This is a genomic window from Weissella muntiaci, from assembly GCF_008107635.1.
Taxonomy (GTDB): Bacteria; Bacillota; Bacilli; order Lactobacillales; family Lactobacillaceae; genus Weissella; species Weissella muntiaci.
Genome location: NZ_SDGZ01000023.1, coordinates 71,309 through 93,780 on the forward strand (window position 1 = coordinate 71,309; position 22,472 = coordinate 93,780).

The window sequence follows — 22,472 nt, forward strand, 5'->3', positions numbered from 1 at the left end:
TGTACGACCTAATTATCGTCTAAAAGAATGTCAGTGAATATGATCCTGTAAATGTTTGCGCCGGCGACAGCTCATTAATTGCGTACTTATGAGCAATATTTCCATCTGCATCAACTGTGTCCGCAATTCCCCACCAAGGCTCAATTGCCACAAAGGGCGCTTCTTTTACATATTGTGTCCAAAGTCCTACATACTTTGCATCTTGAATATGCATCGTAATTCCATGTGATTCATTCAGACGTGCAAGCACGATTGAGACTGGATTCCCCCCTAAGCGCAGAATAATCGCATCGTCCTTATAGTCATCGCGTCGCAAACGTAGCGGTACTCGCGTATCAAAAGAACTCTCTAAATTATTATCCAAATATGGTCCCATTAATTTAGCACGCTCATAATGTCGTCGCGGCTCAATATTGAGATAATAATCCGTAAACTTTTCACCTTCAACCAGTGGAACATTGAACCCCGGGTGACCACCGACTGAGAAATAAATATCATGGTTATCGGTATTCGTCACGATATAGGCAATTCCCAGTGTATCTTGTGAGGTAAGACGGTACTCAACGTCGAACTGGAATCGAAAAGGATAGATTGCATGAGTCTCCTCACTATCAGTCAATCGAAGCCTTACTGTAGTATCACTTTGCTCAACGACATTAAATTCATTATCACGGGCAAAGCCATGTTGTGTCATGAAGTATGTTTTATCACGATACTTATAACGATCTCCACGCAGCCGCCCCACAATCGGAAACAGATTTGGTGCATGTCGTCCCCAAAAATTGGGATCCGCCTGCCACATATATTCTAAACCAGTCTCTTTATTAATAACTGAGATCAACTCTGCTCCATGCTCTGACACTTCAACACAGATACTACCATTATCTAATTTTACTGACATAATTTATCACTCCGTATACTTCTGCCTTCACAGCTATATTTTAACAAAGTTCTGAAGGCTTTACTATTAATTTGGGGAGCGCTTTCATAATTTAAGCTCGTGGGAAAAAATTCCGATAACTTTTTTGTAAATCCTGAGTCGTTACATGTGTATAAATTTGGGTCGTCGATAAATTGCTATGCCCCAACAGACTTTGAACGGAACGTAAGTCAGCACCATGGTTTAGCAAGTCAGTGGCAAAAGTATGCCGGAACATATGGGCAGTCACATTTTGACTAATACCAGCAGCCTTCGCCAATTGCTTCAGAATATATTCAACGCCAGATGCCGAAATATTGTTGCCCCGTTGATTTAAAAAAACAAATCCTGCGTCTTGTTCAGCCTTCGCCACCAAAATTGGCCGAGCAACTGTTAGATATTCCGAAAATGCATCCGCCAGATAATCACCAAATGGTAGGGTCCGTGTTTTATTTCCCTTACCCAGCACAGTGATAATCTTGTTACGTCGATCAACAGCGTTAATCTTCAAGTTTGCCAGCTCTGAAACGCGCAGCCCAACTCCGTACAGTGTTTCCAATATCAAGCGATTACGAATCTCAAGTGGACCGTCACCTTCTTTTACATATTCAAACAATCGCTTCAACTCTTGTTCATAAAAATGTCGTGGCAAATGTTGACCACCTTTTTTAAGTTGTACGTCAGCGAAAGGATTCTCTTTTGCCAAGTCATTGCGAATCATAAATTGAAAAAAAGCACGTAAGGAACTTACCTTACGCGCAATCGTCCGCGGACTATCTTCAGCCTCATATCGTTGCGCTAAATAAATCCGCACATCCAATTGATCCATCAACAAAATATTCTTTTTTTCATCTTCAATCTTAATAAAGTCGATCACCTGTCGTATATCTGACCGATATGCTTTGATTGTTTCAGCAGAATATTGACGTTCAACTCTTAGATATTCAACAAATAAATCTAAGTAGTTCGTCTCTGATGTCATCATTTTAGGACTTTACCTCTGTAGTCTTTGTGGTCTCAGATGCCTTATCGTCATCCTTGTTTTCATCATCTTCCTTAGGAGTAGTCCCATCAGCAAGTGTTTTCTCAGTTGGCTTATCCCATGATACAAAATCACAATCTGGATAACGTGAGCAACCATAGAAAGTTCGACCACGCTTTGTCTTGCGTTCTACAATCTGACCAATCCCACACTTTGGGCAAGTCAAACCGATTTCTTCGACAATCGTTTGTGTATTACGGCAATCTGGGAAACGTGAACAAGCGTAAAACTTTCCATATCGTCCCATCTTGGTCAACATTGGCGCTCCACAGACGTCACAATCAAAGCCGGCAAGCTCATCTTTTAAGACGATCTTCTCCATCTCGACCTCTGCCTTAAGCAGTTCTTTTTGGAAAGGCTTAAAGAACTCATCGATTACTTCGACCCATTCTTCTTGACCACGCTCAACATTGTCTAAGTCTGTCTCAACTCCGGCGGTAAACTTAATATTTGTTACATCGGGGAAAAATTCTTGAACCGTGTTCTGTACCAAGACTCCAAGCTCTGTCGGTACGAACTTTTTGGCATCCAATCGTACATAATTACGCTTTTGAATTGTCTCAATCGTAGCAGCATACGTCGATGGACGACCAACCCCATTTTCCTCTAAGGCCTTAACCAAGGCAGCTTCGGTATACCGGGCAGGTGGCTGTGTGAAATGTTGCTCTGGTGAAAGTTGCGCCAATTTGACATCATCCCCAACGAGTAACTCAGGTAGTTTATTATCCTTTTCACGTGCAGCCGGGTACGCCTTTGTGAAACCGGCGAACTTTGTTTTCGACCCATTTGCTCGGAACATTACCCCATTTTGCTCAATTGTAACTGCCATTGTGTCCAAGACCTCAGCGGTCATTTGACTAGCAACGAATCTTGACCAGATCAATGAATACAGCCGGAACTGCTCACTAGTCAACTTATCTTTGATTGAGTCTGGTGTTCGCATGACAGAAGTTGGCCGAATTGCCTCATGGGCATCTTGAGCGCCTTCTTGTTGTTTACTAGCGACGGGCTTACTTGCCGCATATTCGGGGCCATATTCATCAACGATAAATGTTGCCGCCTCACCCTTTGCAAGACTTGAAATACGAGTAGAGTCGGTACGCATATACGTAATCAACCCAACCGTTCCTTCTTTCCCACCAAGATTAATTCCCTCGTAAAGTTGCTGCGCGGCCATCATGGTTTTACGAGTCCGGAAGTTCAATTGGGTATTGGCAGTCTGTTGCATCGTTGAAGTTGTAAATGGTGGTTGCGGGTTACGTTTACGCTCCTTTGCTTCCACCTTTGTGACTGCAAAATTACCTTTTTGATCAAGGCGCTCCAAAATCTCTTGAACTTTGGTATTATCAGGAACGTCCGTCTTTTTACCATCAAGCCCCCAAAATGCAGCCTTGAACTTATGCCGGTCCTTAGTGAACTCCGAATCTAAAGTCCAATACTCATCTGGTTGGAAAGCTTGGATTTCATTTTCACGAGCAATTACGAGACCCAAAGCAACCGATTGTACACGGCCTGCTGAAAGACCCTTTTTAACTTTTTTCCACAATATTGGCGAAATTGAATAGCCAACTAATCGATCCAAAACACGACGCGCCTGCTGTGCGTCTACTAGATCCATATCAATCTGACGGGGATGTTTAAAAGCTTCTTTAACCGCATCCTTCGTAATTTCATTAAAGACAACTCGATTTTCACCAGCATCAAGGTCCAAATCCAAAATATGTGATAGATGCCAAGCAATCGCCTCACCTTCTCGATCCGGATCAGATGCAAGATAAACGTGCTTTGCCGCCTTGGCCTCTTTTTTAAGTCCCTTAATTACATCGCCTTTACCGCGAATATTGATATATTTTGGTTCATAATTGTTCTCAATATCGACACCCATTTGTGACTTTGGTAAATCACGAATATGACCAATACTTGCAACAACCTTGTAGTTGGTTCCTAGATACTTTTCAATCGTCTTTGCCTTTGAAGGCGACTCCACAATCACCAAATTCTTTTTACGCTTCGTTGTGGCGCGCTTTTTCGCAGGCTTCTTAGCTGGCTTTGCTTCAGTTGTACTTGCCATGCGTGCACCTCTCTTTTATTAATAATATAGCTCAATATTACACTATTTATCAGATTTGACAAAATTTATCGACATTTACGTCGTAGCGAATTGAGTACCACTCATATTATTAACATCATTCAAATATGTCAAGTACAGTGTTCAGAAAATATCAAATATAGAACTGATGTTCGGCCAACTTTTCAAACAAATCCTCGTTCGACAAAATTGGAATTGCGCCATCATTTATTAACTGATTAGTCCCAAACGAATTAAGATCATCAATTCGTCCCGGTAGAGCAAAAATACTCCGATTAGCCTCCAATGCTAACCGAGCTGTAATCAGCGAACCCGATCTTTTTCGCGCCTCGACCACTACAATTGCTGAACAAAGCCCCGCGATAATCCTGTTGCGCTCTGGAAAATGATATTGTCGCGGCCCCGTATCTGGTAGATACTCAGAAAGTAATAAACCGTGTTGCCCAATCTTGTGTTGCAACGTCCTATGTCGTGCCGGATAAACAACATTCAATCCAGTTCCAATAACGGCTATCGTGCTCCCACCATTGTTAAGCATTGTATCATGCGCCAAACTATCAATCCCTTGTGCTAAACCCGAAACGATCGCATATGCCTGCTTGGTTAGACCTTTACCCCAACCTTTAATAATCTTGGTCGCACACTGACTATGCATTCTCGCACCAACAATACCAACCTTCTTCATCGCTAGTAGTTGCAGATTACCACAATAAAAAAGCACTAGCGGTGGATGAATAATCTCTTTCAACATAGCCGGATAGCATTCGTCAATAATCGTAATGTATGCTAATCGCTTCAATTCAATTAGTTCATTTATAGAAGGATAATTACCGAGATGTTCAGAGCCAGTAATCTTTTTCAACAGATTAATGGGCAAAGGTAAAGCGACCGTCGGATGTTCTGATAAATATTGCCAAACTTTCGCTCGACCACGATAACTCAAATGCTTTACTAAAAACAACGCCAAAATAAAATCACGAATGTTCATATCAATCCCTCTAGTAATAAAGGACTAACTCACTCGTGATTTTATCAAAAATTCATAGATATTTTTTTACAGGCGCAAAACTTCGCCGATGAATAGGCGTAATTCCCAATTCAGCCATTCCTTGCAAATGCTTTGCGGTACCATAACCGGCATTATGCTCAAAATCATAACCTGGATAAGTCTGCGCATAGTCTTGCATTAGTGCATCCCGAAAGTTTTTTGCTAAAATACTAGCCGCTCCGATACTAATGCTACGATCATCACCTTTAATCAGCTTTTCCTGAGGCAAATCAAGGTCAACAGTCATGGCGTCAATCAGCAAACGTTGCGGTTTGACTGTCAGATTCTCGACAGCTAACTTCATGGCCAGCCGACTAGCTTCATAAATATTAACCTGATCAATCATCTCAACTGAAATCACGCCAAAAGCATAATCAACAACTTTGTTTTTAATTGCAAGGTCCAATTCCTGTCGCGCTTTTAGCGAAAGCTGCTTCGAATCATGGACCTCCTGCAAATCAAAATTCTCATCAATTACCACCGCAGCCGCGACCACTGGTCCAGCTAGTGGCCCTCGGCCCACCTCGTCAATACCCGCAACTATCTCTTGATCGGCCCAAGCAATTCGTTCAAAAGCAAGTCGCTCATTAAAGGCGGCCTTTTTTGCTTTCCTCTGATCGATTTGCCGATCGAATTGACCCATCAGTGTTCTGACACCCTTTCGTGAATCGCTCCGCCACTCTTCGAGCTCAATTCGGCTAAATTCGCCATCTACCAAATGAGTTTTAATTTGACCGACTGTCAACTTATTTGTTGCCATCAATCACAGTTCCAATGTTATCTTCGGGTAATTCAACTGTATAAGTTCCCAGTTTTCCCCGGCGCAAATCAATTAGTAAACGTTCTGATGCCCGATCATAGTCGTCCTTAAAGCCTAATTTTTGTGTAATCAACAATAACAGCTCTACATCAGTATTCAATTCCCACGCGTCTGCAGGTAAATGATAGCGCTCAACGATCGCTTTGGGCGCATAATCACGGAAGAACGCAAGCGTTGCCAAGGCAACATCATCTTGATTAATCAACTGATCTTTAATAGCTCCAGTCATCGCCAAATGTAACCCAACGCGCTGGTCCTCGAACTTTGGCCACAACACTCCCGGCGTATCAAGCAATTCCAAATTCGTTGGTGTTTTCAACCATTGCAACTTTTTAGTCACACCCGGACGATCCCCTGTTATCGCAACATTTTTGGTCACCAAATGATTAAGCAAAGTTGACTTCCCAACATTTGGGATTCCTGCAACTAATGCCCGAATCGCCTTATCTTTGACGCCCTTCTCTTCCAGTGCGGCCCACTTATCTGCCAACACATTCCGAGCAGCCTTAGTCATTACTTGAGGAGTTTTGTGTCCGCGAGTGTCCAAAGCAACAACTGTCATCCCCTGGGCTTCAAAATATTGCTTCCACATTTTTGTTCGCTCGGGATCCGCTAAATCGGTTTTTGTCATCACTAATAGTCGCGGCTTTTGTCCTAAGAGTTCATCCAATTCTGGATTACGTGAACTCAAAGGAATGCGTGCATCAACCAATTCGAATACAATGTCGACATATTTAAGATTTTCCCGCATCAGGCGTAGCGCCTTTGCCATATGTCCTGGGAACCATTGAATAATTTGTGCCATTATAACCTCTATTTTTCACTTGCCAAGTACAAGCTCCATGCCTGATCAAAGATCGTCATTGAGTGCAAATAGCTTGCATTTTCTTCCAAATATAATGATATTTGTTCAAAATTATCACTCTGTTTAGGAAATTGTTGATCAAAAAATGCTGCATTAGCAAACGTCTCTACCTCGTTAGCAGAAACCGGTTGCCGCTGTGTCATTAACCATTGATAAAAAGATCGTCGCATTATTCAAAGCCTCCTCGGAAGACAAATTTATCTGCTTGTGGATCAATCTTCTCAGCCTTAAAACGGACCCCTTGCACTTCTGGCATCTTTGATAAATCAATTAGCAGTGTCTTCTCGTTCTTATCAATTGTGATCCAATTTGGAAGATCTACATTACTCTCAACATACCCCATCACATAATTCACTGGCAAGGGCAGTTGTCCTACGGCAACTGACTTCGCCTTTAATAGTACATTCCCCTTTGAAGTAACCTCAGGATTCATTTTCAACCCAAAGTCTACGTTCTGACCCAACAATCGGTATGTGCCATAAACAATCATGCCAGAAGACTGCATCTGAAATCTAAGTGACTTGTTTAATGTGGCGTCTTGATTTATATATTGATCGACTAAACCATTCAGCTCTGATCGATTAACAGAAACCTCAAAGCCCGCTTGCCCAATCTTTGTGCTCGACTCAGTTGTTTTACTCTGGCTTTGTGGCATAAAAATTAAAACCACAGCTGCAAGCACAACTAGGATCAGCATAAGTCCTGCTCCGGTAATCATTCCCTGTCGTCGTTCACGACTAGGCCACAGTGTCCCAAACCGCGTTACTTTTCTCTTTTCCACCTTATCCTCCTAGCCATGCTTTCTTATCTTTTTGCATCTGCTTAACCAATAGCGCACTCATTTTGTCATAACCAATATCGTTGGGATGATAATGATCCTCATTCGTAATATACGCATTTTTCTCTTCATCGTCACCATTCAAAGTCTCTTGAACTGATTTATTGTCTAACGAACCGCTACTAGCCTTGACTGCCGCCTTTACCAGCGCTTTTTTCTGTTTAGCCGTCTTATATTGTCCATAGGTTAATGTTGAAAATGTAGATACATAGTTTATCTGCGAATCACTTGCTGCCATTCCCGCATTAATTGCATTATACCGTTTGACATCATTATTTATATCATCACGATTAGCTAAATAAACATATAACGGATTATAATTACCGAACAAATAAATCGGTGCGGTACTGTTCTGACTCTCAATATAATCGGTAAGTTTTTCCAGGTTTTTCGTATATGTTGGTATACTTTCATCAACCGTCTTAGTCACGTCTGCCTCTGATTCGGCGAGGAAAGCAGTAAACAATGTCTGCTGTAAATCATTGCCTCCGACAGTTAATGTAATAACGTCTGCATTCTTTAAATCCTTTTGTGCCTGCTTATTCTTCTTTAAACGTTTAATAATTTGATCCGAACGATCGCCGGCCTTACCATAATTTGCTGTCACCACTTTGACATTGTTTTCTTTGGCAATCAATTTAGCCGTTCTTTTAGTATACCCTTGCTGTCCAGTGGTATCACCAATCCCTTCAGTTAAGGAATCACCCACTGCAACTAAATGAATCGTTGCTTTTTCTTTGGCGGCAACCGGCTGGTTCCAAATACCAACATAGCTAAATCCAAGTGTCACAAGGAGAACCAATATCAGCTGAAATCTTCTTTTCATAGCTGTCCCTCCCTACTCGTTATTCTATTTTACCAAATTCTAATATTTATACCTTAACTATCAAAGGCCATTTTAAAGCCGGTTAACAATAATGCTAACCGGCTTTAAAATGGTGACAGGATTATATCTGCCAATTTAGTTAGATTCACCCATCATTTTACTTTTCCAAAAATGAAAGGCCATACGCACCAACACCTGTATGCGTTGCAACTACCGGCGTTGTTTGTTGGACATCAATCTTTACACCAGGGAAGACTTCCTGCATCTTAAGACTCAATTCCTTGGCACTTTCTGGATTACCAGCATAAGATAAGCCAATCCATGCAACATCCTTAGCATCAGCTTGGACTTCCTCAATGATTCCATCAATGTACTTTGCGATCGCCTTCTGACCGCGACCCTTTGCTTCGACATTAATGTTACCTTCAACAACCCGTGCACCCAGCTTAACGTTTAACACAGATGAAATGAATCCAGCTGTCTTAGACAAACGTCCACCAGCAACCAAGTTCTTCAACTCGGCAATCGTAACAAACAATTTTGTATTAGCCTGTGTTTCAGCTATTTTGGCCAAGATATCAACCTTAGAGGCACCACTTTGCGCTAACTTAGCCGCCTCCAACACTTGAAATGCGGATGCTCGATCGATAAAGGTTGTATCTACAACTGTGATATCCCGATCCACCATTCGAGCAGCTTGCTCAGCGGCCGTCACAGTTCCTGAAAGATTGCGCGTCAAATGCAATGAAATAATTTCATCATCCGGTGCAAAACCCTCGTAGACATCTGTAAATGCCCCTAAAGCCGGTTGTGACGTAATTGGCAATTCATTAGCTTCTGCCATGCGATCCATAAAATCAACAGCTGATAGTGTCTCACCATCAGCATAGACCGTATTATCAATCATCACGGTCAGCGGAATAACCTTAATACCATATTCAGCAATTTCTTCGTCTGATAAACGTGCTGTTGAATCAGTTACAATTTTTACTTGGGCCATAGTTCCATTTCCCCGTCAAATCTATAATAATTACTCTTATTATCGCCTTTAATAATTCTTTTTGCAAGTCTTTTAGCAAACGAAACTATCTAAACTAGTTCTTAAAACTATTAAATAAATTAAGTACCATCAACTTACAGCGAATTAATATCGCGCATCCATGCCAACGCCAATGCTCCCGCACCTAGATGAACACCGACAACTGGACCAATTTCTGCGAAATCAATCTTCATATCCGGATTTGCAGCTTGGATTTTTTCACGCCATGCTTGTCCAGCCTCATGTGCATGAGTATGATAAACCGTCGCCTGTAGCGGATAAGTCGCCTTTGCACGTCCCTGCTCAAAGAGTTCTTCAACCCGCGCCATTGCTTTTTTCATTGAGCGCACCTTTTCAAAGGGAACAATATAATCACTCTCATCATCAAAAGTCAGAACTGGCTTTACCTTCAACAAACTACCAATTACTGCTGAAGCGTTTGATAACCGTCCACCACGCACCAGATTTTGTAAATCATCGACGATTAGATACTCATCCATTGAAGCTTGTAGCTCATCCAAAGTTGCAATAATCTCAGCAACTTCTTTCCCAGCGTTTGCAAGCTGAGCAGCCTTAATAACTAAGGCACCCATCAATCGAACCGTTATTTTTGAATCATATGCATACACATGCATACCTTCAATTTCATCGCCAAGCGCAGCTACATTTTCTACATAACCTGAGATTGTTGACGCAAGATGAATTGCGATCACGGTATCATAACCTGCATCCCGAAGTTTTTCATATAATTCAACTGTCTCTCCTGCAGAAGGTTGCGACGTCGAAGGGAAGCTTTTCGATTGGGCTAACCGTTCGTAAAATTCTGAGTTAGAAATCGAAACACCTTCCTGAAACACTTCACCATCCAAGATGAAAGGAATAGGAATGACGTTTATGTTATTTTCTGTAACTTCTTCAGCCGTCAAATAGGCTGTTGAATCCGTTACAATCGCGATTTTCATGTTAAAGATCCTCTCCAGGATAGCCGTTTGTCTACCCATTCAAAATGATAATATATAAGTTTAACACAAAAACAACTTACTTTCGTCATTATTCTGACTTGATTCTTACATTTGTCATTGATTTTTCCAGTCGATTCAGAAGAATTTGCAACATTCGCTGCTCTTCTTGATCCCAGCGTTGGAATAAATTGGCTTCAATCGCTTCATGGGCTTGATTTACGGTCGTTAAAACAGTATCACCTGCCTCTGTAATACCGTAAACAAGTTGCCTTTTGTCACGGCCAATCGCAGTGTTATCAACCAATTCCTTTTTATACAGTGAGCTTAATTGCCGTGATAAAGTTGAATTATCCAATAGCATATCTTTGGCCAGCTTGTCTTGTGTATCAATCCCTGCACTTACTCGTGCAAGCAATTGCCACTCAGCAATCGTTACCCCACTATTTTTAGTAATCTTAGTTAAATCTGCACGATAAATTTTTTCTGTATCCCAAAGGGCTTCCAAAATTGTTTTCATAATTACACCAGCTTCACAATTCTTGTTCCATGTAATTCAGACACTGATAATTCATTGGCAATTATTCCAGCATTCTCGTAATTGACCCCACCACCTGGCAGAATCGTCATCCCTGCTGGCGCATTGGCAATCGTCTCCTTCAGCCAATCCATTGTTGTGTTAATTGATTGGCTTAATGCTCCACCATGCGTCAAAATTCGTCGAACACCGTGATCAAGTAACCAATCCATTGTCATTGACTGGTTCTCATGTGGGATATCATCAAAGGCCATATGAAAAACGACCTCCATTGATCCTGCTGCTTCAAGTAGTTCAACCATATAATGTCGTGATAGATTCCCCTTTGGAGTTAAAACACCAAAGGTAACTCCACGAACCCCTAAGGCCCGTAAGTGTAAGATTGTTTGTAACATCGTTTCAATTTCAAGATGAGAGTAATTAAAATCGCCCGACCTTGGCCGAACCATCACAATTAAATCAATTCCCGCGGCTGTCGTAAGCTCAACCGCCTTAGCGACCAAATCAAAATTTGGTGTTAAACCGCCAAGTTCTAAATGATTATTCAATTCAATTCGGTCAACGCCAGCATCAATCCCTGCTTGTATGCCTTGTAAATCGGCAACAGCCATTTCTTTAATCATGTCTGCCCTCCTGTATTTAACCTATTTTACCTTTAATTTATGTAAAAAAAATGAACACTGTTAAGTGCTCATGTTTTTTTAATAAATTATTGATTTTTGTTCGTACGCAATTTTTGTACTAATGCATAATCAGGCGTGACATTAATCGTTGTCTGCCCTTCAAAAATCACAAAACCAGGCTTTGCACCATTGGGCTTTCGTAGTCGTCGCACCGGCAAATAGTCCACCGGTACATTGGCTGACTCACGAGCTTTAGAAAAGTATGCTGCCAACATTGCTCCCTCTGTCAAAACATCGGGACTTGGCTCAGGGTCATGAATAATTACGTGTGATCCTGGAATGTCTTTCGTATGTAACCAAATATCATTCTTATTGGCTGACTTCATCGATAAACGTTCGTTTTGCAGGTTGTTCTTACCAACTTCAATCAAAGTCCCGTCACTAGCATAAAACTTCTCAGGTTGACTAACCTGTGGTTTCTGCTTCTTCTTACTTTGTTGACGCAAATAACCTTCTTGCACTAACTCAACACGAATTTCCTCAATATCACGTGGGCTAGCAATATCAACTTGCGCCAAGAGATTCTCAAAGTAATCAACCTCAGCTTGTGCCAATGCCATTTGTTCGTTCAGATATTTAACTGACACTTTTAATTTATTATATCGAGTAAAATATTTCTGAGCATTTTGCGATGGCCCTAATTGATTTGACAACGTAATTTGCAATGGCTTCTCATTATCATAGTAGTTAGGTAACGTAATTTGCTCCATCCCACGCTCAAGTTGATACAGATAGGTTGTCAGCAACTCCCCTTTGACCTTAAATTCATCAGCATTGGCGGCTGCATTAAGCTCGGCTTGTTGTCGCTTTAGCTTGGTTCGATTCTTCTTTAATTCGTTTCGAATCACTCGCAAAACTACCGCCGCCTGTTGTTGCACACGGTCACGTTCTGATTTCTCAGCAAAATAACCGTCCAACATCTCGCTCAAGGTATCGTATTGCTGTTTTTCACCTGGCAAACTAAGCCAATCAAATGGAGCGAAATTAACCCCTTTTGCAGTTAAAATCAGTTGCGGATCAACTTCATTGAAATGTTGCAACCAATCTTCTGCTAACTTAAGTGCATCACCACTTTGTGACACAACTTGTGCCAACTCATTAGCTGAATCCCGGGCAAAACCTTGAAAGCGACTCTGAACTGCCTTAGCTAAATCGTTTTGAGCTGGGTTATCAAGAATGAGATTCGCTAACCCATCCAAACTTGCATAAGGATTTATCACATCCTGCTTTGGCGGCAAGATGTACTTAGCTCCTGGCATCAAAGTCCGCACTCGGTTCTGATCTGCTGACACATGTTTAATCAAATCTAGAATCTTCTGGCTAGCCTCATCAATCAAGAATAGATTGGAATGTCGCCCCATCATCTCCAAGACCAATGAAGTTTTTTCCTCATCCCCAATTTCATTTCGCCCAGATGAAGTGATTTTAATCATCCGGTCATTTTCAAATTGCTCAATATGCAATAAAGTCGCACCCTCCAAATGTTTACGCAACATCATCGCAAAATTTGGTGCAGTCTGTGGATTAACATATTTGATGTTTGAAATTTGTGCTCGTGCAAAGGTTGGATGAGCACTTAATAATAGTGGATAGTTTTTACGATTATTTCGAACTATCAAAAACACTTCATTCGCATATGGTTGATGAATTTTCATAATTCGACCACCTGCAAGCGTGTCATCAAGTTCCTTTACCATCGCATGTGTAAATAGTCCATCAAATGACATGGTATCCTCCTATTCTTTTTCCTTAAAATAACGACGCGCCTGACGTTCATCATCGTGTAATTGTTCAATTAAAGCAGGCATCCCCGTGAATTTCACTTCACCACGCAGATACTTATGCCAACGTACGCTGACCGCCTCACCATAGATTTCCTCTTTGAAATCAAACAGGTTAATTTCAACTGTCTTTGGACGATTATCACCAAAGGTAACATTATAGCCAATTGAGGCCATTCCTTGATGCCAATTACCACCAATCGCCAATTCGACAATATAGATGCCAACTCCCGGTAGGCGCTCGTCGCTTGGTGCTTCAATGTTAGCAGTGGGAAAGCCCATCTCTCGTCCACGAGCTTCACCATGTACAACAACCCCACTCGTCTCGTAGACCCGTCCAAGCAACTTGTTTAACGAAGTTACATCGCCTCTATCAACAAACATTCGGCCGCTTGTCGAGGCACCCTCGATGCCGTCAACAGCAACTGCCGGAACCTCAATCACATCAAAGCGATTTTGCGCGTATTCTGCCAAATGTGCCATATTAGCATCTTTTGGTCCATAAGTGTGATCAAAACCGGCAACTGCTGCAACCGTATGCATCTCGACAATGTATTGATTAACAAATTGCTGTGGCGTCAACTTCGCAAAATTTGATGTGAAATTGATAATGTACATCAAATCAACGCCCATGTCCGCTAACAAGGCCTGCTTTTTCTCAATGGTTGTTAAATAGGTCAAGCGTTCTGTATGTTGCTTGAAAACCACCGAAGCATGTTGATCATACGTCAAAACTGCAAGAGGTACATGTCGGCGTTCTGCTTCGATACGCGCCCGCTCGATCACAGCCTGATGTCCTAAATGCAACCCATCAAAGAACCCCATTGCTAGCACAACTGCATCTGTTTTAATTTCATCTGGCCGAAATGGATGATGTAAATAAATAACTTCCATAGTTCAGCTCCTCACTTTTCTTTATCTAGCGTATAATTTTAGCACATTTTGAAACATTATATACCGCTTCCAATTTGTTCTATATAAGATCTAACTGCCACGGCGATAAAAAACCACTACTAGTACGCTTGCATAAGTAGTGGTTTTGATCAGACTAAATTAGATCCGGAGTTTGCGCTCTTTAACCGTTATTAGCCTTCTTTTTAGCTTTGCGAGTTGCTCGAAGTGATGCACGTTCTTCGACACGCTTCTTATAACGAGCATCCCTTGCAATTGCAGATTTAATTTGACGCTTATAGCCAGGTTTAACATTCTTTTTCTTCTTTTTTACCAATCCAATCATCGTTGGATCAAGTTTAACGTTCGTCTTATTTCTCTGCTCACGACGGCGACGATCATAACCATCACGAAGCTCACCGCTCTTTGTCAACGTCATCGGCTTAAATGCAACACCCATGTGTTCAACAGCACCAACCCGATCTTCTTCATCAGGGTTATAAACCGTAATGGCAGTTCCTGGTTGACCATTACGACCAGTCCGACCCACACGATGTACGAAGAACTCAAGTTCATTTGGAATACCATCGTTGATGATCAGAGACACACCTGGAATATCAATTCCACGCGCTGCTAGATCAGTCGCAACTACATATTGATAATCCAAATTTTGAATCGCTTGCATTGTCCGCTTACGCTCACGTGGTTGAATATCACCATGAATTTCGGCAACCTTTAGCCCACGATTACGCAAGTACTTTGCAAGGGCCTTGGCACGAATTTTGGTATTGGCGAAAACCAAGGCCATGTATGGTGTCCCCATTGTCAACAATGAATAAACCAATTCATCCTTGGTCTGTCCCTTTGTTCCAACTAAAATATTCTCGATGGTTGGCGAGATAACTGTTTCAGCAGGAATTTCTTCAACAACCGGATTTGTTAGATATTTACGCAAGAAGGGCTGCAACTTTTGTGGAATCGTTGCTGAAAAGACCAACATTTGTAGATCGGCTGGTAATGCTGCTGCGATTGCATCAACTTCGTTCAAGAAGCCCATATCTAAGGTCATATCAGCTTCATCAACTACCAAGGTTGCTGCTGTGTGAATATCCAAGGCTGCATTTGCCTCATAAAGATCCTTAATTCGTCCTGGTGTCCCAATTACGATTTGTGGTTGTTGGGACTTCAATTGCTGCAATTGACGAGCCTTATCCGTTCCACCAATATACAAACCAATTCGTGGCTCAGTATTTTCAGCAAAATTACTTGCAATTTGCTTGGCAGCTGCATAAATCTGTTGCGCCAATTCACGTGAAGGTGTCGTAATAATCGCCTGAACACCTTGATTGTTTGTATCAAGCTTCTGAAAAATCGGAATTAAGAAAGTATGCGTCTTTCCGGAACCAGTTTGTGATTGACCAACAACTGAGCGCCCTTGCATAACGACTGGGATTAGACGTGCTTGTACCTCTGTTGGTTCATTAAATCTTATCTTCTCTAACGCGCCATTTATTTCTGGACGCAGATTATAGTCTGTAAACTTAGCCATTAGGCCTCCTCTTCTAGTAAAGCATTTGTCTCTTCAATAATTTGTTGAACTTCAGCTTCATCTTTTGCCAACGCACCTGATGCAAAGGGATGTCCTCCGCCGCCATGCCGTTTAGCAATTTCATTAATAACGGTGTTACGTGAACGTAAGCGGACACGATAGTAACCCTCATCTTGTTGCTCAAATACAATCCATACTTTGACTGTGTTAATCCGGCCTAATAGTGGCACAATAAAGGCTGTACTAAATTCACCAAGGTCAAAATTAGCAACAACTTCATTAGTTAAAATAATGTAATTGAGCCCTGCTTCTGACATCACCATGTTGTCATAAACATAAGCTGATGCACGTGCCGCTTCTAGAGAGATTGTCTCTTGCTTTTGATTAATCTCAAACCAATCAAAATCAAACTTCATTAGGTCAGCAACAACCTGCATCGTCTCTGACTTTGTTGCATAGAGGAAACGTCCGGTATCACCAACAATTCCAGCATATAAGTAGGCTGCACCTTGGTTTGACATTTTTAACTCATTTTCAAATTCCTTGTAAAAGGCAAAAATTAGAGCACTCGTTGAAGAAGCACCCTCAACCACCCAATTATAATCGCCATACGGATCCTCATTTGGATGATGGTCAATTTTAACCACCGTTGCCCCCATATCATAACGGCGATCATCGATTCTTGGTTCATTGGCAGTGTCTGTAACTATCACAAGTGCGTCTTGATAAACGGCGTCCTCGATCACATCCATATCGCCCATCCACGATAAACTAGGTACTTGTTTTCCAACAACATATACCTGCTTTTCCGGAAAAGATGTTTTTATTAGTTCAGCCAACCCAAATTGTGACCCAAAAGCATCTGGATCAGGCCGTTGATGCCGATGAATAATTATTTTTGAAGCTTTTTTTATTTCTGCTAAAATTGCAGTTTGCGCTGTCATGCTTTTTTCCATTTCTATATCTAGGTAATTTGCTAGGATTAATAATGTTCTAAGTATAGCATAGGACAGCTATTTTCACCGGATCAAATCAAAATAATGGCAACAGAATTTCTGCCTGACTTTGATTCTGCAGATTCGTAATTGTAAGTCCCAGCAACCGTAACGGGCGCTGATAACCGCCTAACTCTTCAAAAAGGGCCTGCCCCTCTTCAAGAATAAACTGAATGTCATTAGGTATCAGATCGGGAAATGACTTACGCCGTGTCTCAGTCTCAAAATCCTCTGTCCGCGTCTTAATTACAAGCGTCTTTCCTTGCATTTGACGTCGATCCAGCGACGCAACTAATAGCTCGGTAATATGCCTTAGTTCATTTGCTACTTGTTCCTCCGTGTCGAGGAAAGGGTTATAGGTTCGTTCTTTACCAATCGACTTACGTTCTCTCTGCCACTCCACTTGACGATCATCGACACCCCGAATTCTTCGGTAAAATTCATACCCCATTTTGCCAAAGTTTTGTAACAAGGTTGATTGATCTTGTAAGAACAGGTCGTGACCAGTTTCAATCTTTAGGGTATGCATCTTTTCGGCAGTCTTTATTCCAACGCCCCGAATCTCCTCGATTGGCATTGGATCAAGAAATGACCGAATTTCGCTCGGCTTGACCACCGTGAGCCCAACCGGCTTATTATGTTCCGAGGCCAATTTCGCTAGAAATTTATTATACGAGATGCCAATTGAGCTCGTTAAATTCAACTCTGCATAAATTGACTGCTGTAACTGATGTCCAACCATGATCGCATCTTGAAAGGTGGTATACGAGTCCGTTATATCCAAATAAACCTCATCCAAGGCCACCGATTCAACTTTCCGTGTAAGTCGATAGAAGATTTCATGAACTTGTTCAGATACCTCTCGATATAGATCAAAATTTGGTGGAAGGAAAACCGCATTGGGAGCCAAGCGCAGTGCTTCCGCCGAACTCATCGCAGAGTGTACGCCTAATTTACGAGCCGGGTAATTTGCAGTCGCAACTACTCCATGCCCACCGGATGTACGAGGATCACGCGCAAGAATCAAAGCGACTGATCGATACTCAGGATGGTCGCGCATTTCAACTTGCGCATAAAAGGCATCCATATCGATGTGCAAAATTCGACGTTCACTTTTTAAATTAATCGGTATTTCTAACAAATCAGCCATACGCCCCTCCCACCATCAAATATTTGCCCAATAAAAAAACCCTAATTTATAAAGAGCTACTAAAAATTTAAAAGCATTTTTAGCAGATTCTTCATTTCATAGGGTCCTTTTAAATTAAGAACTAATCCTTAGCTTCAGTTGCTGAATCTTCAGCAGGTGTTTCTGATGCTACAGCCTCTTCGACTGGCGCCTCTGACTCAACTGCTTTTTCTTCACGCTTTACCTCACGCTTGTCAGGCTTAGCTTCAACATGCTTATCTAGTGCAACAATTGAAAGGATTGCACTTTGTTCGAAAGTCATGTATACACCATCAGCATCGATTGTCATCGTCTTGTTTTCGTTATCAAGACTATCAATCTTTCCGTGCAACCCAGAACGTAAGATAACTTCAGAACCCTTTTGCAAGTTTGAAAGCATCTCAACGCGCTTCTTTTGTTGTTGTTGTTGTGGACGAATCATAAAGAAGTACATAACAACAAAAAGACCCAAGATAAGTAAAATATTCATAGAATTCATGTAAAATAGCTCCTCATTACATTAAAATAGCCGGGCATTAGCCTTATTATACCCATATTGCTCCATTAAATCAGCTCGGAACTCCAGAAGGCGATCCTCGTCGATTGCTTGGCGCATGTCCTCCATTAACTTTAACAGATAACGTAGATTATGAACACTGGCAATATTTTGTCCATACAATTCATTTGTCTTAAACAAGTGATGCAAGTAAGCTTTCGTAAAGGTCTGTGAACCATAATCTTCAGTCTCAATATCAATCAATGAGAAGTCATTTGCATACTTATGATTTCTGATCACAATTCGTCCGTGACTAGTCATCAACGTTCCCTTACGACCAATTCGAGTTGGCAACACAGAATCAAACATATCAATTCCGCGAATTGCCCCATCAATCAATGAATCGGGCGCTGCAACTCCCATTAGATAGCGTGGTTTATCGCTTGGTAGCATTGGCATCGTAAAGTCCAAAACTCGATTCATTTCTTCCTTTGTTTCGCCAACTGAGAGGCCACCAACCGCATAACCAGGTAAATCAAGACCAACTAATCCATCCGCTGACAACTTACGCAAGTCCTTAAAACCAGCTCCTTGGATAATCCCAAACAAGGCCTGATCCTTTGGTCGTTGATGCGCCTCTTTTGCGCGCATTGCCCAACGAGTTGTTCGTTCAACCGAGTTTTTCACATATTCATAACTCTCAAAATACGGAATTGCTTCGTCCAATTGCATCATCACATCAGATCCGAGGTTATTCTGAATTCGCATCGCAACTTCTGGAGAGAGAAACATCTCATCACCATTCAAATGATTCTTAAAGGTAACACCTTCTTCGGCGATACTATTATGCTTTGCGAGTGACCAAACTTGGAATCCACCAGAATCAGTCAACATTGGCCCATCCCAATTCATGAACTTATGTAATCCACCAGCCTCGGCAATTAAATCATCACCTGGACGTAACCATAAATGATAAGTATTGGACAACACAAATTGTGCATTAATCTCATCCAAATCACGTGGTGAAACATTTTTAACCGTCGCCTGTGTTCCAACCGGCATGAACATCGGTGTGTGTACAATTCCATGACGCGTATAAATCCGACCTAAGCGTGCCCCTGTATCTTTTTCAACATGCAAAAGCTCATAAATAACTGGCCGGTTCGGGTCATTAACATATTCTTCTTTGATTGGGTACTTTTCTAATAGATACTCATCAAACTTACTTCGCTTCATTGGTTACTCCTTATTTATGAACAAACATTGCATCACCAAATGAGAAGAACCGATAACGTTCATCAATGGCATGTTGATAAGCGTTCAATATATTCTCTCGACCAGTGAAAGCAGCGACCAACATTACCAATGTCGACTTTGGTAAGTGGAAGTTAGTGATAAATGCATCAACAACTGTCCATTGGTAGCCTGGCTTAATAAAGATATCTGTCCATCCTGAATCTTCCTGTAACACACCATCAAATTTTGAACCAATTGTCTCCAACGTTCTGATTGACGTTGTGCCTGTGGCGATAATACGACCACCGTTAGCACGTACCTCATTCAAGGTGTTAGCTGCCTCTGCTGATAACTGATAGAATTCAGAATGCATTTTATGATCTTCAATGTTATCCTCTTCTACCGGTCTAAACGTCCCCAAACCTACATGCAAAGTTAACTCAACTAACTTGATTCCTTTATCCGCAACCTTTTGCAATAATTCTGGTGTCCAATGCAATCCCGCTGTTGGCGCTGCCGCTGAACCATTTACCTTTGAATAAACGGTTTGATAACGTTCCTGATCTGCTAATTTCTCTTTAATATATGGTGGCAAAGGCATTTCACCTAAGCTTTCCAAAATCTCCAAAAAGATTCCGTCATACTTAAATTCAATCATTCGGCCGCCATGTTCAAGTTCCTCGGTCACAACCGCCGTCAACTTTCCATCACCAAAAGTGATTGTTTGACCAACTGGATACTTTCGGGCGGGTTTGACCAACGTCTCCCAAACATCGTCATGATCCTGACGTAGCAACAACACTTCAACCGCCCCACCAGTCTCTGGACGCTCACCGTATAGCCGGGCTGGCAATACACGTGAATTGTTCATAACCACAGCATCGCCGGGATTAAGATAGTCAATAATGTCATAAAAGTGCTTATCTGCCCATGCACCAGTAATTGCATTCAAAGCCAATAAACGTGATGTATCACGTTGTTTCAAAGGAGTTTGGGCAATCAATTCATGTGGCAAATCATAATCGAAATCTTCTAATGTGTAATGCTTCTCTTCCATTATTAATGCTCCTTATTCTCAAATGGGATTTGCAGGTGCTCATACGCAGCCTGAGTAGCAACTCGTCCACGTGGCGTTCGTTGTAGAAAACCAATTTGTAGTAAGTATGGTTCGTACATCGACTCAATCGTCTCCACTTCTTCACCAATATTAGCCGCGATAGTATTCACGCCTACAGGTCCGCCCTGATAATAGTCAATCATCGTATGCAAGATTTTGTGGTCAACTTGATCCAATCCTGCTACATCAACCTCTAATAGTTGCAGAGCATAATCAACTAATTGATCGTCAATTAGGTTTTGCTGACGGTTCATTGCAAAGTCACGCACCCGCCGTAATAGGCGATTCGCAACTCGTGGTGTCCCACGTGAACGGCGGGCCAACTCAAACGCACCAGCTGACTGAATTTCCGTATCGAAGATATCCGCTGAGCGCTGAACGATATCAGTCAATTCCCGTGCATTGTAATAGTTCATGTGCTCTACAATTCCAAAACGGTCACGCAACGGCTGAGACAACATTCCAGCGCGGGTAGTTGCCCCAATCAAAGTAAATGGTGGTAATGGGAAATGCACTGGTCGTGCAACCTGACCTTCACCAACGATAATATCAACGTAGTAATCTTCCATGGCCGAATACAACATTTCTTCGACCGCCCGTGGCATTCGATGGATTTCATCAATAAATAAGACGTCACCTGGAGTTAGTTCATTAAGCAAAGCTAGTAGATCGCCACTCTTTTCGATTGCTGGACCAGTTGTCGTCCGAATGTTCACGCCAAGTTCATTCGCAATTACCATGGCTAAAGTTGTTTTCCCAAGACCTGGCGGGCCGTATAAAAGAACGTGATCAAGTGGCTCTTCCCGTTGAAGCGCCGCTTGAATATAAACCGCCAGCCGCTCCTTGAGTGCTTGCTGACCGATATATTGGTCAAGTCGATTTGGTCGCAGTGACTTCTCAATACTTTCCTCGCCAGCATCAAGCGGTTGATTATTTAATATTTCATCATCCATATCGCTGCCTCACTTTTTAGTTCAATAATTTTAGTCCTGCAGAAATATAGGCGGCTGAATCAACCAAACTTGCCTGACCTAATTCCTTTTCTACCTTTTGTAATTGTTTGGCAGTATAACCCAAGGCCCCCAAGGCCTCTAAGGCATCAGCCAACGCTTGATTATCTGCAACTGTCTTAATTGGTACTACCAAATCAACATCAATTTCATTAATGAATGGTAATTCACCCAACTTACCTTGCAGATCCAAGACAATTTGTTGAGCAGTCTTTTTCCCAATGCCTGGAAACTTAGTCAGATAAGTCACATCATTGTCTTGAATTGCCTGGACCAAGCTAAGATGATCATTTCGCGCTAAGATTGCTAACGCTGACTTAGGTCCGATCCCCGATACGGCAAGTAACTTTAAGAATAGCATCTTTTCATTACTATCTGCAAAGCCATACAAAGCCATTTCATTTTCACGGACGACTTGTTCAATATATACGCGCGTCGTCTTATCTAAAGTAAACGCATACGGATTAGCCACTTGGACATGGTATCCAACTCCGCTAACTTCCACAACGATAAAAGTTGGATCAATCATTGTAATGACCCCATTTAAATATTCGTACATCTAA

At 41.8% G+C, this 22,472-nt stretch carries 23 protein-coding genes; all 23 read right to left on the reverse strand.

The genetic code is table 11. The features are described 5' to 3' along the window. Positions 1-19: 19 nt before the first annotated feature. Complete coding sequence (locus tag ESZ50_RS09500; RefSeq protein ID WP_148623371.1) at positions 20-901, reverse strand: aldose 1-epimerase family protein; 882 nt, start codon at positions 899-901, stop codon at positions 20-22. Positions 902-992: 91 nt separating this feature from the next. Continuing rightward, positions 993-1,904 carry a tyrosine recombinase XerC gene (gene xerC / locus ESZ50_RS09505; protein ID WP_342781911.1) on the reverse strand — a complete coding sequence of 304 codons (912 nt, stop codon included), beginning with the start codon at positions 1,902-1,904 and terminating at the stop codon, positions 993-995. A 1-nt stretch (position 1,905) separates the two neighbouring features. After that, positions 1,906-4,032 carry a type I DNA topoisomerase gene (gene topA / locus ESZ50_RS09510; protein WP_148623373.1) on the reverse strand — a complete coding sequence of 709 codons (2,127 nt, stop codon included), beginning with the start codon at positions 4,030-4,032 and terminating at the stop codon, positions 1,906-1,908. 151 nt (positions 4,033-4,183) lie between these two features. Then, positions 4,184-5,038, reverse strand: coding sequence for a DNA-processing protein DprA (gene dprA, locus ESZ50_RS09515; protein ID WP_148623375.1), 855 nt, complete (start codon positions 5,036-5,038; stop codon positions 4,184-4,186). A 52-nt stretch (positions 5,039-5,090) separates the two neighbouring features. Then, positions 5,091-5,858 (reverse strand): ribonuclease HII, encoded by a 768-nt coding sequence (locus ESZ50_RS09520; protein WP_148623377.1) that lies wholly within the window; start codon positions 5,856-5,858, stop codon positions 5,091-5,093. Continuing rightward, positions 5,845-6,723 carry a ribosome biogenesis GTPase YlqF gene (gene ylqF, locus ESZ50_RS09525; RefSeq protein WP_148623379.1) on the reverse strand — a complete coding sequence of 293 codons (879 nt, stop codon included), beginning with the start codon at positions 6,721-6,723 and terminating at the stop codon, positions 5,845-5,847. The genes ESZ50_RS09520 and ylqF overlap by 14 nt, the downstream gene beginning before the upstream one ends. An 8-nt stretch (positions 6,724-6,731) precedes the next feature. Beyond that, positions 6,732-6,956 carry a YozE family protein gene (locus ESZ50_RS09530; protein ID WP_187387618.1) on the reverse strand — a complete coding sequence of 75 codons (225 nt, stop codon included), beginning with the start codon at positions 6,954-6,956 and terminating at the stop codon, positions 6,732-6,734. Next, on the reverse strand, positions 6,953-7,564 hold the full coding sequence (locus tag ESZ50_RS09535) for a YpmS family protein (RefSeq protein ID WP_148623382.1): 612 nt from the start codon (positions 7,562-7,564) through the stop codon (positions 6,953-6,955). The genes ESZ50_RS09530 and ESZ50_RS09535 overlap by 4 nt, the downstream gene beginning before the upstream one ends. 1 nt (position 7,565) lies before the next feature. Further along, positions 7,566-8,447, reverse strand: coding sequence for a GDSL-type esterase/lipase family protein (locus tag ESZ50_RS09540; RefSeq protein ID WP_148623384.1), 882 nt, complete (start codon positions 8,445-8,447; stop codon positions 7,566-7,568). A 157-nt stretch (positions 8,448-8,604) separates the two neighbouring features. Then, positions 8,605-9,447, reverse strand: a complete 843-nt coding sequence (locus ESZ50_RS09545; protein ID WP_148623386.1) for a DegV family protein — start codon at positions 9,445-9,447, stop codon at positions 8,605-8,607. A gap of 134 nt (positions 9,448-9,581) precedes the next feature. Beyond that, on the reverse strand, positions 9,582-10,448 hold the full coding sequence (locus tag ESZ50_RS09550; protein WP_148623389.1) for a DegV family protein: 867 nt from the start codon (positions 10,446-10,448) through the stop codon (positions 9,582-9,584). 88 nt (positions 10,449-10,536) lie between these two features. Next, a complete protein-coding gene (locus ESZ50_RS09555) occupies positions 10,537-10,965 on the reverse strand; it encodes a MarR family winged helix-turn-helix transcriptional regulator (RefSeq protein ID WP_148623391.1) in 429 nt (142 codons plus the stop codon). A 2-nt stretch (positions 10,966-10,967) separates the two neighbouring features. Further along, positions 10,968-11,606, reverse strand: a complete 639-nt coding sequence (locus tag ESZ50_RS09560; RefSeq protein WP_148623393.1) for a copper homeostasis protein CutC — start codon at positions 11,604-11,606, stop codon at positions 10,968-10,970. A gap of 86 nt (positions 11,607-11,692) precedes the next feature. Next, positions 11,693-13,393: an NFACT RNA binding domain-containing protein gene (locus ESZ50_RS09565; protein WP_148623395.1), complete on the reverse strand. Its 1,701-nt coding sequence runs from the start codon at positions 13,391-13,393 to the stop codon at positions 11,693-11,695. A gap of 9 nt (positions 13,394-13,402) precedes the next feature. Next, positions 13,403-14,341 carry a riboflavin biosynthesis protein RibF gene (ribF, locus tag ESZ50_RS09570; RefSeq protein ID WP_148623397.1) on the reverse strand — a complete coding sequence of 313 codons (939 nt, stop codon included), beginning with the start codon at positions 14,339-14,341 and terminating at the stop codon, positions 13,403-13,405. 181 nt (positions 14,342-14,522) lie between these two features. Then, the gene (locus ESZ50_RS09575; RefSeq protein ID WP_148623399.1) at positions 14,523-15,887 is read right to left on the reverse strand and encodes a DEAD/DEAH box helicase; all 1,365 of its coding nucleotides are present in this window, start codon (positions 15,885-15,887) and stop codon (positions 14,523-14,525) included. Further along, complete coding sequence (locus tag ESZ50_RS09580; protein WP_148623401.1) at positions 15,887-16,831, reverse strand: DHH family phosphoesterase; 945 nt, start codon at positions 16,829-16,831, stop codon at positions 15,887-15,889. Before ESZ50_RS09580 ends, ESZ50_RS09575 begins: the two co-directional genes overlap by 1 nt. Positions 16,832-16,919: 88 nt before the next feature. Further along, positions 16,920-18,032, reverse strand: coding sequence for a DNA polymerase IV (gene dinB, locus ESZ50_RS09585; protein WP_148623403.1), 1,113 nt, complete (start codon positions 18,030-18,032; stop codon positions 16,920-16,922). Between the two features lie 121 nt (positions 18,033-18,153). Then, entirely contained in the window at positions 18,154-18,549 is a 396-nt protein-coding gene (gene yajC, locus ESZ50_RS09590; RefSeq protein WP_148623404.1) for a preprotein translocase subunit YajC, read from the reverse strand. 21 nt (positions 18,550-18,570) lie between these two features. After that, positions 18,571-19,782, reverse strand: coding sequence for a tRNA guanosine(34) transglycosylase Tgt (gene tgt / locus ESZ50_RS09595; protein WP_148623406.1), 1,212 nt, complete (start codon positions 19,780-19,782; stop codon positions 18,571-18,573). A gap of 10 nt (positions 19,783-19,792) precedes the next feature. Beyond that, positions 19,793-20,842 (reverse strand): tRNA preQ1(34) S-adenosylmethionine ribosyltransferase-isomerase QueA, encoded by a 1,050-nt coding sequence (gene queA, locus ESZ50_RS09600; protein WP_281282892.1) that lies wholly within the window; start codon positions 20,840-20,842, stop codon positions 19,793-19,795. Beyond that, a complete protein-coding gene (gene ruvB / locus ESZ50_RS09605) occupies positions 20,842-21,852 on the reverse strand; it encodes a Holliday junction branch migration DNA helicase RuvB (protein WP_148623409.1) in 1,011 nt (336 codons plus the stop codon). The genes queA and ruvB overlap by 1 nt, the downstream gene beginning before the upstream one ends. Before the next feature lie 16 nt (positions 21,853-21,868). Beyond that, complete coding sequence (gene ruvA, locus ESZ50_RS09610; protein WP_148623411.1) at positions 21,869-22,468, reverse strand: Holliday junction branch migration protein RuvA; 600 nt, start codon at positions 22,466-22,468, stop codon at positions 21,869-21,871. Positions 22,469-22,472 lie beyond the last annotated feature (4 nt).